Annotated in this window: 11 protein-coding genes and 1 pseudogene; 2 read left to right on the forward strand and 10 right to left on the reverse strand. The window is 37.5% G+C overall.

Translation table 11 applies throughout. The features are described from left to right. Positions 1-148 precede the first annotated feature (148 nt). Positions 149-2,839 (reverse strand): HAD-IC family P-type ATPase, encoded by a 2,691-nt coding sequence (locus IAE53_RS10035; protein ID WP_188353056.1) that lies wholly within the window; start codon positions 2,837-2,839, stop codon positions 149-151. Between the two features lie 251 nt (positions 2,840-3,090). Further along, on the reverse strand, positions 3,091-3,996 hold the full coding sequence (locus IAE53_RS10040) for a LysR family transcriptional regulator (RefSeq protein WP_168441486.1): 906 nt from the start codon (positions 3,994-3,996) through the stop codon (positions 3,091-3,093). A 106-nt stretch (positions 3,997-4,102) separates the two neighbouring features. On the opposite strand from IAE53_RS10040, the gene IAE53_RS10045 reads away from it, so the two are divergent. Further along, complete coding sequence (locus IAE53_RS10045) at positions 4,103-5,437, forward strand: amino acid permease (protein WP_200136405.1); 1,335 nt, start codon at positions 4,103-4,105, stop codon at positions 5,435-5,437. A 139-nt stretch (positions 5,438-5,576) separates the two neighbouring features. Here the strand turns inward: IAE53_RS10045 and IAE53_RS10050 are convergent, their stop codons facing one another. From IAE53_RS10050 to IAE53_RS10060, 3 genes are all read right to left on the reverse strand, one after another. Next, the gene (locus tag IAE53_RS10050) at positions 5,577-6,590 is read right to left on the reverse strand and encodes a zinc-binding dehydrogenase (protein WP_200136404.1); all 1,014 of its coding nucleotides are present in this window, start codon (positions 6,588-6,590) and stop codon (positions 5,577-5,579) included. A 138-nt stretch (positions 6,591-6,728) separates the two neighbouring features. Further along, on the reverse strand, positions 6,729-7,271 hold the full coding sequence (locus IAE53_RS10055) for a GNAT family N-acetyltransferase (protein WP_168441489.1): 543 nt from the start codon (positions 7,269-7,271) through the stop codon (positions 6,729-6,731). A 29-nt stretch (positions 7,272-7,300) separates the two neighbouring features. Then, positions 7,301-7,975, reverse strand: coding sequence for a cyclic nucleotide-binding domain-containing protein (locus IAE53_RS10060; protein ID WP_168441490.1), 675 nt, complete (start codon positions 7,973-7,975; stop codon positions 7,301-7,303). Positions 7,976-8,065: 90 nt separating this feature from the next. On the opposite strand from IAE53_RS10060, the gene IAE53_RS10065 reads away from it, so the two are divergent. Continuing rightward, positions 8,066-8,746 carry a YjjG family noncanonical pyrimidine nucleotidase gene (locus IAE53_RS10065; protein ID WP_188353061.1) on the forward strand — a complete coding sequence of 227 codons (681 nt, stop codon included), beginning with the start codon at positions 8,066-8,068 and terminating at the stop codon, positions 8,744-8,746. A 77-nt stretch (positions 8,747-8,823) separates the two neighbouring features. On the opposite strand, the gene IAE53_RS10070 is transcribed toward IAE53_RS10065, so the two are convergent. The 5 genes and pseudogenes from IAE53_RS10070 to IAE53_RS10090 all read right to left on the reverse strand — a co-directional run. Further along, positions 8,824-10,026, reverse strand: a complete 1,203-nt coding sequence (locus IAE53_RS10070) for a helicase HerA domain-containing protein (RefSeq protein ID WP_200136403.1) — start codon at positions 10,024-10,026, stop codon at positions 8,824-8,826. Positions 10,027-10,104: 78 nt separating this feature from the next. Next, positions 10,105-11,637 (reverse strand): helix-turn-helix domain-containing protein, encoded by a 1,533-nt coding sequence (locus IAE53_RS10075; protein ID WP_188353063.1) that lies wholly within the window; start codon positions 11,635-11,637, stop codon positions 10,105-10,107. 93 nt (positions 11,638-11,730) lie between these two features. Beyond that, positions 11,731-12,564, reverse strand: coding sequence for a glycosyltransferase (locus IAE53_RS10080; RefSeq protein WP_188353064.1), 834 nt, complete (start codon positions 12,562-12,564; stop codon positions 11,731-11,733). Continuing rightward, positions 12,561-14,006, reverse strand: a complete 1,446-nt coding sequence (locus tag IAE53_RS10085; RefSeq protein ID WP_200136402.1) for a glycosyltransferase — start codon at positions 14,004-14,006, stop codon at positions 12,561-12,563. Before IAE53_RS10085 ends, IAE53_RS10080 begins: the two co-directional genes overlap by 4 nt. 124 nt (positions 14,007-14,130) lie before the next feature. Further along, a pseudogene (locus IAE53_RS10090) lies at positions 14,131-15,276 on the reverse strand (MSCRAMM family adhesin SdrC); the annotation flags it as partial.

Consider the following 15,276-nt stretch of genomic DNA (forward strand, 5'->3'; position numbering starts at 1 on the left):
TCGGCCCTACTTCCAGTAACAAGGGCTCCCTGTACGTGCACACATGGTTTGATCTCCATCTCAACGGTTTATGACGTTTTTTAGATTAAATACATTGTAAATCTTTTATTAGAATTATGCAACACTTTTATAATGTTCCATATTTTTGTCATGCTTTACTTCTAAGCATACGTCGATATTTGTCCAATTCTGTCACGACCAAAACAATCAAACCTGTTATCAAAATAATAACCCAATGTTGCCATGAAAGATCTGACGTTGAGAAAACACCTTGCATGAAAGGGACATAAGTGAAAATAATTTGTAAGAAAATCATCGCGCCAATCGCGCCAAATGCCATAGGGTTTGTCCAAAATGATCGGCTAAGTGCTGGCGCAGCGGTACGAATATTAAACAGATAAAAAATCTTTCCAAAAATAATAACGTTAACCGCCATAGTACTGGCCACGGCAAAACCAGTCATACTGTCTAAGTATTCAAATACTGCGAGTGCAACGGCAGCAATAATAACACTAACATATACCATTTGAAATACATCATATCGACTCATTAATTTATCTGATGTTTTACGTGGCGGACGGGACATTAAACCGGGTTCCGCGGGTTCAAATATAAAGGCCAACTGTAATGTCAGCGCAGAAACCATGTTAATCCATAGAAGTTGCGTGGCTGTTAACGGCATTGGTTGTTGTAACAAAATGCTGAACACAACAATCAATCCCTCAGCAAAACTTGTTGGCAATAGATACAAGATCGTTTTACGAATGTTGTCGTACAAACGGCGCCCCTGAGCAATCGCTGTTTTAATGGTTGAAAAATCATCATTAGCCAAAACCATGTCTGCTGAATCTTTGGCAACATCGGTGCCTTTGACACCCATCGCAACACCAATGTCAGCCCGCTTTAATGCGGGTGCATCGTTAACGCCATCACCCGTCATGGCTGTCACTAGTCCATTTGCCTGATATGCCGCAACAATGCGCAATTTATCTTGTGGCGTTGTTCTAGCAAAAACATCATACTTTGTCACGACACTAGCCAACATGTCATCAGTCATTGCTTCAACTTCAGATCCTGTAATGGTTTGAATATTGTTAGCCAATCCTAACTGCTGCCCAATTGCTTTAGCTGTGTCAGGGCTGTCACCAGTAATCATTTTAACGTGAATACCTGCTTGACGCATATCCTTTATAGCATCAATAACTTCTGGCCGTGGCGGATCAATAATTGCGGCTAACCCCAAGAACGTGATACCACTAGCTTTTAAGCTTTCGTGTGTCACTTCATTAACATCATCTGCAACATCAGCATAACCGACGGCAATGACTCTTTTACCAGATTGCGCAAATTTTGCTGCTAAATCAGACCAATATTTTCTTCGGAATGTCGTACTATTCTCTGCTAAATCAAATAATTTGTCAGGGGATCCTTTAATTGCAATAAAGCGATGCTGCTGTTGATTTTCAGATAAGCGTGCCATATAACGATAATCTGAATCAAAAGGAATACGGTCAATTTCATTTAATTTTGGTTCTTTTGGACCAAAAGCTTTATAGTACGCGGATAAAAATGCTGCATCGGTTGGCTCACCATTAATTTCCCACGCACCATTTTCTTCCGTAAGGAAAGTATCATTAGCCTGCTGACCCATAGTCAGAAACATCTCTAGCTTGCTGATTTTTTTAGCATCAACCACTCGCCCATCGATTTGAATATCGCCCTCTGGTGCATAGCCTGTTCCAGTGACCGTATAATGTTTTTCATCAATGACAATATCTTGGATAGTCATTTCATTTTTGGTCAGTGTACCTGTTTTGTCAGAAGCAATAATATCAACGGCACCAAGCGTTTCAGCTGCTGGTAATGTCTTAACAATTGCATGCTTTTTAGTTAACTTTTGCACGCCTGTCGCCAAAATAATTGAGGTTGCCGCCGGCAGTCCCTCAGGCATTGAACCAACAATCATTGCGATAATCGCCATTACTAAAGTTGGCAAATCATAAATATTAAGCGCCCACCCCAATACAAACATAACTGCAGCTACGGCAATGATGAGCCATGAAATGCCACGCCCTAGGGCATCTAACTCTTTGGTCAATGGTGACTTGTTACCTGAAACATCAGCCACACTCTGAGAAATTTGACCAATTTGTGTATCAACGCCTGTTGCAACAACAATACCAGTTGCACTACCATTAGTGACAGCCGTCGAAGCATAAGCCATATTACTACGCTCAGCTAGAGGTACAGATGCTGCTAAAATTTGTTCATTTTTTAAAACAGAGTCTGCTTCCCCTGTCAACGAAGATTCCTGAATACGTAAATTATCAACGTCAATAAGACGCAGATCAGCTGGGACGTTGTCGCCAGCTTCCAAATAAACTAAATCGCCCAAGACCAATTCACGAGCAGGAACATCAAAACGGTCACTATTTCTTATAACAGTTGCCTCAACCGACAACATATTTTTTATTTTATCAAGTGCGTTACTGGCGTTAACTTCTTGAAAATAACCAATCATCGCGTTAATAAAGACAACCAAGGCAATAACTGTTGCGTCAGAATAGTGACCCATTAAAAGTGTCAAGCCAACAGCAATTAACAAAATATAAATAATCACATTGTTAAACTGGCGTAGAAAAATAAGCCACTTCGGTACTGATTTAACAGCAACCTCATTGTAACCATATTTTTGAATTAGCTGTGTAACGTCGTCACTGTCAAGACCATCAGGATAATTGGCCTGCAAATCATCAACAATTTCTGTCCATTCCTGATGATGAAATTTCGACGTGCGCGATAACGGAACGTCGTCCGATTCATTTGTTTTCGTGTTCATTTGACACACTCCTTTAAGAGAAAAAATCTTTGCGTCTTGCTGTTTAAGGTTGGCCGCTAGGTATCAAATGCCTAGTTAGTCAGTTTCCCACGCATATGCGCCGCTACTCCCGCAAGGGTGTGAAATCAAAATGAACGAACTGTTAATTGTCTTTAAATTTTATCATGTCATTTTTTTTATTGCAAATTTAATGCACGTCGATCACAAGTTTTGTATTGCGTACTCGCAAACTAGCACCAACAAAAATACATCTACTTTTCATCACTCGGAGTTACCTTAGTGTTGTACGTTTTTTCAATAAAGTGTTTGATTTCAGTCACGAGTTCAATCACTGATGGTGAGGCTACTTTACTTTTGTTGGTGACTAACACAATTTTTCGGCTGGCTGGCTTTTCAAAGGGAATTATTGCTATGTTTCCAGGATTCTTTTGCAATGCCAATTTTGGTAATATACCCAACCCAATACCTGCTTCAACCATTGCAATAATCGACTGATCATCAATTGAAAAATTGATGGCATTTGGCTCGACACGATAATAATCTAAAATTAGCTTTGTGTCTCTGTCATAATCAACTTTCTGTAAAATAAACTTGTGATTCACGATATCTTGTTCTGTCATAGTTTGGCCATTCTTTGGTACAAACCCTTCTGGTGTCACACAATAAATTGGATCTTCTAAGAGTGGTATGACGTCAAGATTTTCACTGACGGGCAACGTTGTAAAGCCGACGTCCAATTCCCCAGATTTGATATATTGCGTAATTTCTTCAAAACTACCTTGCACAATTGAAATATCTATTTCTGGGTATTTTTTGGAAAACACGCCTAAAATGTGAGGTAACCAATTAATGCAGACACTACTAAAAGCGCCAATTTTGATTGAACCTGATTGTAGTCCTTTAATGTCATCACTAATTTGCATTAGCGTCGCCTCATCCGACAGTAATTGCTGAATGTATGGCAGCACTTGACTACCTTCAGAGGTCAAAGTCATGCCCGAACGGCTCCTCAAAAAAAGCGGAAACCCTAACTGCTCTTCCAGTTGATTGATAGAGTGACTAACGGCGCTCGGTGTTACATTTAACAGTTGTGAGGCGTGAAAAAAAGACCCATAACGCACTACCGAAACAAAGACGTGATAAGAAAAGGTTGACATGATACACTCCTTAGAATACTTTTTTTCATGTAAAATTGAAAAAGTTTAATTTTATTAATTATACAAGATACTTTAATATATAACATAGTGATTGGGGGAAAATAAATTGGCACAAACTAACAAATTATCACGTACATTATCTGGTCGTCATATCAACATGATTGCCCTGGGCGGTACAATCGGCACTGGTCTATTTTTGGGCGCTGGTGATTCAATTCAAAAAGCTGGACCATCTATTATCTTAATCTATATGATCACCGGTTTTTTTATTTTTTCAATGATGCGGGCACTGGGTGAACTCTTGCTATCCGATCAAAATCAAACGGTTTTTATTGGTTTTATGAAAAAATATTTGGGTAATCGCGTGGGATTCGTTATGGGATGGACCTACTGGTTAGGTTGGATCATTATTGCCATGGCAGAATTAACAGCGATTGGCAAGTACATGCAATTTTGGTTACCACAATCACCAGCTTGGTTGTGGGAATTGATATTTCTTGGCATTTTGTATAGCATGAATATTTTCGCAGTTAAGGCTTTCGGTGAAACAGAATTTTGGTTTGCTCTGATAAAAATAATTGCCATTTTATCAATGATTGGTATTGGCATATTTATGGTTGTTTTTCATATTCATAGTGAAGTAGGCACAACTAAATTATCAACTTTATGGGTGCATGGCTTAGTAGCTAATCATGGTAACAGCATATTGTCGGCTTTTCAGATGGCATTTTTCGCATTTTTAGGTGTTGAATTTGTTGGCATAACGGCCGCAGAGACGAAAAACCCGCTTAAAACAATACCAAAATCTATCAACACCATCATTATTCGAATTCTCATTTTCTACGTGGGTGCTTTACTCGCTATTATGACAATTCAACCATGGACCAATTACACTGCAAGCATGTCACCCTTTGTTCAAGTTTTTTCAGGAATAGGTATTCCTGCAGCAGCCGGAATCATTAATTTTGTCATTTTGACAGCCGCTGCTTCGTCTCTGAATAGTGCTTTGTTCACAACTGGCCGTATGATTTTTTCTTTATCACCAAAACAAAGTTTTTTTAATCGACTGAATCAACATTTCATTCCAATGCGCGGTATCACCGTATCAGCAATTTTAGTTGCTTCTGTCATTTTAGTTAACATGATTTTCCCAAAAGATGCTTTTGGATTAGTCACAGCCACTGCGTCAGCGACATTTATTATTATCTATATTTTTCTTTTACTTACCCACATCAAGTACCGACACTCTCAGGATTTTTTGAATGGTGGCAAAAAATTTCTAATGCCGGGTGGCATATTCTCAAGTTATCTCACCATATTGTTTTTGTTGTTTGTATTTTTTATTTTATTATTTTCAAAGGCAACCATGTTAACAACTTTATTGGCAGTTTGCTGGTTCCTGATACTTTTCACAATTAGTTTTGTCAAAATAAAAAAATAATTTTCAAACAGTTACAACCGTATCGTTGACGATATTCACTTATGGCGTGATTGTTGTCTCGGTTACGAACACATAATTTACCATACACAAAAGGTGTTCGCCACAATTCTTTTCTTTGCGGCGAACACCTTTTTGCTTCTTACATTTCGATTAAAACTTTTGCTGATTGGTTACTATCCTTGGCAATCGCAAATGCTTCCCTGAAGTCGCTCGCTGGAAATATTTGCGTCACAACAGTCTGAATTGCAGGATTCTGAGACAAAATATCAAGCGCTAAATCAATCTCGTCATTAAAACGAAAACTACCTTTATAGGTTAATTCTTTCCCATTAATTGCGGAAATGTTCACCGAAATATTTTGATCAATCATCATGCCAACCTGCATAATCGTTGCACCTAAAGCCGCTGCTTTGAAAGCAGCGCTGATGGCGGGTGCAGCGCCCGAACATTCTAAAATTAAATCAAATTCATTATCTGGTAAATTATCTGTCGCAACATTAATCGTGTGATTCACTCCTAAAGCTTCAGCACGTTTTAACGGCGCGTTTAAAACATCAGATATGGTGACATTACTAGCACCTAATGCAACTGCGCCCCCGGCAGCTAACAAACCAATCGGACCAGCACCTGAAACCAAGACGCGTTTATCCTTCACACCCTCCGCCAACTTGATAGCATGCAACCCAACAGCCAATGGCTCTGCCAAAGCAGCTGATTTTAATGACAAGTTATTTGGCACGATACGAATTTGATCTGGACGAATAGCCATTTTTTCAACCATCCCGCCTTGTGTATGTGGCATATATTGCGCCGATCCTAAGTACCGCCCATTTGGCCAAATTTCAGGACGTTCTGCAAGCTGGTCCTGTTTGTCACCAAATGTCGCTGGATGAACTGTTATATTGGTCCCCGCTGGAATAGTCTTACCATCGATCGTAACTAATTCATCAAGTACCCCACTGATTTCATGTCCTGGAATCAGCGGTTCGCGAATAACTGACTGCCCCACCGAACCGGCAGCTAAATAGTGAAGATCCGAGCCACAAATGCCAATGTATTTGGGACTAAATATGACTTCTCCCGACTTCTTTTCGGGTGTGGGTAAGTCTTTCAAATCAATAGTTTCTTTGCCAGAAATAACGATTGCTTTCATCAAAAATTCTCCTTTTCTATGTAAGCGCTTACGTAATTACAAATAGAATATATACCAAGCATTAGCTATTGTCAATTAATTGAACTAGTAACCCTTTTTCTACCCCCAAAAACCATGACACCTGATGTTGTCATGGTTTTACTCAAAAATCGAGAATTTTAGTATATATGCTTTTATTTTTTCCTGATGCGCACTATTAATATCACAGCTGTCAACAATCTCGCCACCATATTTACGGTAAAATGACAAGGCATTATTTTCAGCTAATACCTCGACGTACATATCTTGGTACCCAAGTCTGCGTACATTATTTTTTGCTACTAAAAATAATTGCTCCCCAATCCTTTGTTTTTGATACTGTTGCAGTAAATAAAGTGTTGCTAAAAAAGCACAATTTTCCTCATGATATTCTCTAACCTCAATGGAACAAAATCCAACAATTTGATTTTCAACTTCAGCAACGTAAACCTGCTTTTCTTCGTCAGCTAACGTTTCTTGCCACCCAGTCTTTCGTGTTTCCGAATTTAAGTGATTTAAAAAATAACTCGAAAAAATATTGCTGTACGTCTCCTGCCATGATTTAATGTGCACGTTAGTTATAGGCAAAGCATCAATTATGTTTGCGCTTCTAATTGTTATATTTGACATGGCATCCCTTTCGTATGTTTTATATTGTGTCACAATTCTGCTACTAAAATGACCATTTTGAATTATTGCAACTCGGCATGATCACTTGTTGTTGGAGTAATAATGAGTGATTCTATACGTTGCATGTTTAATCTATACTTATTACGACCAATTTTATCAATGAATCCTTCGTCTACAAGTTGGTTATAGGTGTACAAAAGATGTCGATAACTGATGCCTAAATATTCCATAACCAGTTGATGGGGTTCACTATATTCAGAGTTATAGGCATCATTCAGCATAAAAGTCGCTAATCTTTCCTTAAATGAATACGCTTTAGCAGTCAACATCAAATCAGTACGTTTGATAATTTTATTAGCCAAATAATGATTAAATTGTTGTAAAAAAGCAACATCATTAATCAAATATTTAGTTACTATTGCTTGCGGAATTGCTAAACAAACGCTGCTTCCTAAAGATGCTACCTGCTTGTAGCTAGTAGTGACTCCGACTAACTCTAACTCACCAATCCAATCATTTCTATTCAAAAATTCTAGCAGTGTGCTCTCACCGTCATTGGATAAAAAAATGACCTTGGCTCGTCCTTGAAGTAATAATAGAAGCCTTTTTTGTGTTTGATTTTCTTCAGAACTAGTTATAATATCGCCATTCTTAAAATAATAAATTTCACTATTTTTGTACACGTCCTTTGATAAATTTTTTAAATTGTACTGTTCAATCATGGTTGATGTAATCATAATTCACCTCCCTAATGTGCGATTTAGCATATTTGGATTATATCACATTGGTTATACTAAGAATAACATCAATCATTTAGGAGAATAATCATGATTAAAAACATCATTTTTGATTTAGATGACACCTTACTAGATTTTCAACGTGGTGAATATGAAGGTGTTCGTAGTATTTTAAAAAATGCCGGTGCCCCCGATATAGAAGAAGCCTTCAAAATATATGGCCGAGTCAATGCTGCTGTTTGGCAGCAAATCGAATCTGGTGATGCAGCACAACCACTATTGAATCGCCGGTTTTCTGATACCCTAAATCAATTAAATATTAAGTCCGACGGTCAACAATTGGAGCAAATATATCGTGACCATCTTAACCATAATTTTCACGTTATTCCTGGCGCCACAAATCTATTAAAACAACTCAAATCAAATGGATTTAGACTAATTGTGGGGACAAACGGTGTTGCAAAAACACAACATGAGCGATTAGTTGGTTCAGGAATCAACAGTTATTTTGATGAAATTTTTATTTCTGAAGAAATCGGTTACCGAAAACCGGAGCCTCAATTTTTCGAAACAATCTTAGACAATAATCCTGACCGAAACATCAGCAACACTGTGATGATTGGTGATCGCCTTTCAGCCGATATTGTTGGCGCTAATGCCGTTGGTATGAAAAGTATCTGGTACAATCCGCATCAAAATCAAGCCACCAGCAAATCAGCTCCCACCTACATCGCGAATGACTATCAGGATATTTTAGACTTAATATTGTGATTGCAATCCAAAATAGTTATCGTCTATCAAAAACAGCTAGTAGCGGAACGTCTTGCGCGTTCCACCACTAGCCGTTTTTAAATGTCAAATGAGATATTCTTTGTATTATGCTCGACACTAGCCGGTTTAATTTGAACTAACTTAACATCAGATGAATTCGCAATTTTTAAAAAGGCTTCCCCAACCGGCAATGCCATTAACGCTAGGCGAGAATTCTGTATTGCTGGTGGCAGCGCGTCAATTTCCTCTGGACTACCTAAACGATGGCAAATTAGGCTCCCAAATTGTCCGATTAGTTTTGCGGATAAATCCAGTGGACTTTGTGTACTCATCATCAAATCGACACCAACTTTGCGGCCTTCACGTAAAATTGAAAAAATGCCATTGTCCGCTGCGATTACCTTGGGCAGATACCGATGTGCTTCATCAATAAAAATGACAACCGGAAATTGCTGTGGAAAGCGCTGTCGATTAAGCATCACTTCACGCGTTAAAATATCTATTAAAGTTTGGCTAAAATGTATGTCGTTTGCGTATTCAGATAAATCAATGATTAAGCTTTGTTCTGAAGCTCGGTGGATTACAAACAAATTAATTAAATAGCCGACATCATAGTGAACAGTATGATTATCATTACTGTCTTCCGGCAATTCGGTTACTTTCATTGCCCGTAACGCCAAACGTAATGTCTCCAAGTCAGACCAAACACGCTGTATCATGTCTTGATCGTATTGCTGCCCAAGCAACGTGAAATCGGCTTTATCATCATTTCTGGGGATGACAAATTCTTCAACTAACTGATCAGCAATCAGATTGAGATCGAAGTCCTTATTAGCAATGCTCAAACGTTTGAGATTAAATTGATGACTGTCCCTTGTTCTATTAATTTTTTTATAAACTGCCGTCGACTTTAACACATTACGTGAAATTTGCAAGCTTTCAATCGCAAGTGGTAATTTTGACAATAATTGGGGATGAGTGATATTTAACATTTTGCCAATTTCATTGGCATTCAAATGATTAATATCCAAAAAACTATCCCTTCCAAGTACAACACGTCTTGAATCTGGAATTGATTGATATTCTCCCGTTGGATCAAGAATGATTAGATTTTGGTGAAACGTCTTCATGCCCATCATAATCGCTAGTGCCGTTGTAGACTTGCCACTACCGGTTACACCAGTAATCAAAAGATGTTGCGCCAACAAACTGTCCAATCTAACCGGCTCATATTGTTGATTAACGCGATCAAAAAATAATGTTTCAAATTTTGTTTCCACTTGTTATCCCCCAGAAAATTGATACAACTAAATTATAATCATCATACCATTTTTTGGGGATGTTATTTCATGAATCAACTATACTTCAAATAAATTATTGGTTGGATTATCGCTGATGAACTTATCAACATAACATTTTTCAACCATTCTCCGAATATAAATCATCTCATTTTTATTTGGCACACCATCTATGACAACTTCCAGTTGATTTTGATAGTTGGAATAATTGATTTGCTGAATCACAACATCATCTGTTTTATAAATACCTCTGTGCACAAACACATTGCGTGGCAAAATATTCTCTAACTCGTACTTCAATCCGACTGCAATGCCACGATGTGCTGGTAATGAAATGCCTAAGTTAATTTGAGGCAAAACAGTTGCATTACTAATTGACAGGAACGCTCCTAAAAAATCCGAGAAGAGTACTGATATGACTTGCTTGTCATCTTTACCGAAGTAATGCGCTAATTCTTGCAAGAGTTTGTGTACAAATGCAGTGGCAATCGGAAACTGGTGCGCCTGGGATGATTTTTGATTGACATCCGAAACATCATCATTCAAAATAACATCTGAATTGAGTAGGTAGAAGCCGGATGGGCGATAAATTATCGAAAAAAATTCGTCTATCACCTCGTCCGAAAGTGATTGATTAAAATTACTATTGTAGAGTTGACTTAACAATTTTTTCGTTGGTAATATTTTATGATACAGTGATGTCCCCTGCCATCTCGATATTGATGAAAAATCCCCGATGAGCAAACCAAGATTGACCCAATAGTATGCGGCTTCTTCACGCGTTTGCTTTGAACTGAGATCAGGCATCAATTGATGATAAATGTCGTTTAGCCCCTTAAAAATTTTTTTAGCGGACGGTAACAAATTGTTAAAATCAATGAGATACCTATCGTCCAAGCAGTTTCCAACGTGATGATTATCTTGTAAACGTATCAACACAACATAAATGCCATTGAGAATCATCTGCGTTTGGTATGGTCGAATATCTGGATAGTAGCCAATAAGTGTATTTAAAAATAGATCCACATCTTTTTGATATTTTTTTAGATCATCAAACCTCAAAAATTTTTCATAACGATGCAAAAATTCGAACATAAGTAATCGAATATTCGCTTCATTTCCGTCTAAAGTTGCATTTTTCTTGATTGTAATATCATACTTATCTAGTTGCAAGCGTGTTCGTCTTACCAGCGCATTGAATTGTCCATCACCAAGATTGAATTGACATTTAAACTTACTATTCCCCGGATAGTTGCCTAAAATTAACGCAAATAAAAACTGTGCCATTTGCGATTCTACGATCATTACTGATTTAAAATAATGTGGCTCCAAATATTTACTGCGATCAATAGTGATAACCTGCTGATCATCGTCAATGACAAGTGCTCGTTCTGATGGTGTAAAAACTTTTTCGATATCAATGCACAACTTTTCGATTATTTGATTAGTGACATATTTTGACCACGTAAAATGGTGTGATATGTCCTTGAAAGTAATGCGGTTATCATCTAATTCAAATATTAAAAAATCATTTAATTGGACTACTTTCGCATCAATACTATCCAATAGCCATTCAAAATTATTTATGCTCATAAGTTATCTTTCATCATTTACTCATTTTAGGTAATAATATAGTATATAATATCATTTTATATCATAATAATAACAAAATATAACCATTATGTCTCATTTGGCAATCGACACCTTGTTTAATGGTAACCCAGCTTTTTTCAAAATTTCATAGCTGGATGCTGATACCAGAACGTTGCTAATTTTATCTTGATCACTTTTTAAGAGCGTTTCTAAATTGCCATATATCCGACTATTATCATCTAAGACTGAGTCCAATAAGCTTAACTGAGTATGCTTAGGCGCAAAATGAATTTCTCGCCCCATTTCAGCAATATTAAATACAGTATCTGAACGCCTATTGCCCACAGCCGCAATATAGGATTCTGGACTTTGAAATTTTTGATTGTTTGCCAATACAAAATTACATTTTCCTTGAAAATAACACTCTCTCACACAAATATCAGACCCGCTGTTATTATAAAAATCTATCTGTAAAAAGCTATTCTCACTATAGTATTGTCGTGAAAAAAGTGAACCATCACGACGATAAACATCTTTATAATCAATCTGTTGATTATTATCTAACCAATCAACGTCGGAAACTATGCGTTGTGATGCCTCATACCAGTTAACTCTGGCAATTTCATGTCCTAACAACGTCACACTTTTGGTCCAATTTTGATTGACTACAATCTGTGCACCAACAGGTACATCTAAGTCGGTCCACCAAATTCCTTTTGTCTCATCTATTGGTGTGAAATATGACTGTGTATAAATATCAAATACTTGGCTTGGATTTAGCCCTAGCTCAGATATTATTTTGTGGGCATCTGAGTGTGGTGTAGCAAGCCATAGTTCATCGCTTTTTCCCTTTTTAACATCATTAATTTGTTGCGCAACACGTGGTAGCTTTGCAAAGTTTAATGAATTAATAATTTCAATTTTCATGATAGTTCCTCTAACAAGCCACCCCACTTTTGGGTAATAGTTTGCAATTTATATTCCTCCGCGATGTGTTGCGCGCCTTTTGATAATTTGTCATAATTATCAAATACTTGCTGCATTGCGTTAGCTAATTTGTTAATATTTTGATTGACTGCTTGATCTGAACGCTCAAAATCTGCCAAACAGCCGTTAAACTGGTCTTTAATAAGTTCTTGAGCACCATAGAGATTATTATATGACGCGCAAGGTAATGCGTTAGCAATAGCTTCAATATAAGTCAAGCCAAAACCTTCAGAATAGGAAGCTGACACAAAGGCATCATATTTTCCCAAATCCTTAACCATTGTTTGGCTCAAACCTGCCATCGTCACAAAACGTTGCAGGTGATTTTCTATAATCAATTGCTTAAGGTTACTTTCTTCCGCACCTGCGCCATAAATAGCTAACGTTGCATTGAGTCCCTTGTCACGCAATTGCTTAATAGCCAAAATAATTTGATCAATATGTTTTTCAGCATGTAAACGAGATGCAGTGACAAAACGAGCTGTTTTTCCTGACCAATGACGGGCCTTAGAAACAAAAGGCACGCCCCCAACAGGAATTGCGACGATATGAGATTTTTGCAATGCATTTAGATTAGGAATTTGCTTCCGAATATCATCTCTCTGTAACTTCGTTGCGGTGATAATCATGTCAACTGATTCAAGATGATCAAACATATATTGGTAATAATTGTTCCAAAGTGGGTGCACACCTTGATATTCGACTAAATGGGCCGCATGAACAATTTCAACAATTTTCAAATCATAGTCTTGTCTCTTAAGTTCGAATAAGACCTCTTCATTTTCCACCCCACGATCTAGAAAATAACAATTTGAATGAAAATGATTCTGCAATTGTCGATAGAAAAACAGCAATAATTCACTAAATGTGGCAAAAAAGTAGTTGTTTCCCATAAAGTTGTTCAAGTGAATAGACACCATCTCAGTACCGAGTGAACCAATAGATTCATAATGCCATGATATATTGTGTACACCATTCGATAAAACAATTCGATCATCATCAACAATCCATAGTTTTCTGGATTCAGAATATTTTTTAGTTTTAATAATTTGCTCTTGAAATTCACCAGTGCTCTGACGAGTAATGTACCGTTGTGTTTGTGTAAAATCCGAAATAATATCTTCCGAATAGTCATTTAAAACATGTTGTCCATGTTCCAAATAATTGTTAGGATCTTCACTCAAGAAATAGTCATACAAACTAATGACTTCATTTTCTGACAAATGCCATTCTTGCATATGCACATGTAACTCTGGCAATAAATCAGTTAAAACAATTTTAAATGGAACATTTAACTTTCTAAAACAGCTTGCCCTGTAAAATTGTGCATGCTCAACACCACTATTGCCGTGTCCAATTGCCTTATTAATAAATAAATTCATACCGTATACGCTTTCTTTTTACTTAAATCAAAATATTGATAAATTCACTATGTATGGTAAAGAAATTTTGATATTTCTCTACCTTTTTTGAAGAATTTCATTTCCCCGTGAAAAATAGCATCAATTACTTGCGTCTATTTTTCTTTGTTGTTCCTATCGCAATGATTAACGCCCCTAACGTTGAAATTATTGCTAACAACTCACTATTTTTTGTGATGGCAGTTTCAGGTAGTAAACGATAACTAGTTGCCCTCGTTATCTGATGCTTTACTGAAATATTATTGGCCGACACTTTTGTTTTCGCTTCATTAACGTCTAAGTTTGGTACCTGATTGTTGTGTGGAGCCAACTCTGAACGACTGTTTTCCGGTTGATGATGTGCTTGAACTGAGTTAGAAGTATTTCCTGATGTAAATGCCGCATTGCTATTTGCAATTGAAATACTGTTTGACTCACTGGCAACTTGTGAAGAAACTTCTGAAACGGACTGGCTTTCAGACTGTATCCAATGATCAGAATTTGACGTGCTTACACTAATCGAACGACTTTCGAAAATTGAGGTACTAATCCTGCCAGATATGGATTCACTAGCGTAACCCGAGGCACTCGTTGATATTGAGTCACTGTTGGCGGTCGAATCACTATTTGATACGGATTCCATTGACTGACTATCAGAAACTGATACGCTCATAGAGCTTGAACTGATTTCCGACACTGATTCGCTGGCTCTCTGCGAGACACTTATTGACTCAGAAATACTTGTCGAAGTAGACACACTCGTTGATGTAAAGGAGCTACCACTAATTGACGTTGGCGCATGTGTCGAAATTGATTCACTCTTAATCAACGAATCACTGTCAGATTCGGAGATGCTCGTTGACGTTGATTCGCTGTTTGAGACAGAGTCACTCGTTGAGGTTGCTTCACTATCGGAAATTGATGTGCTACTCATCGCTGATGCTGAACGGCTGTCCGATAATGAATCACTGTCGGATTCGGATACGCTAGTTGATGTTACAGCACTCGTTGAAACTGAGTCACTCTTCGATGTTGAATCACTATCGGAAATTGACGTACTACTCATCGCTGATGTTGAACGGCTGTCCGATAATGAATCACTATCGGAAATTGATGTGCTACTCATCGTTGATATTGAACGACTGTCCGATAATGAATCACTGTCGGATTCTGAAACACTCGTTGATGTTACAGCACTCGTTGAGATAGAATCACTCTTCGATGTTGAATCACTATCGGAAATTGATGTGCT

Source organism: Leuconostoc sp. S50 (genome assembly GCF_016624925.1).
In the GTDB taxonomy this organism is placed as follows: Bacteria; Bacillota; Bacilli; order Lactobacillales; family Lactobacillaceae; genus Leuconostoc; species Leuconostoc pseudomesenteroides.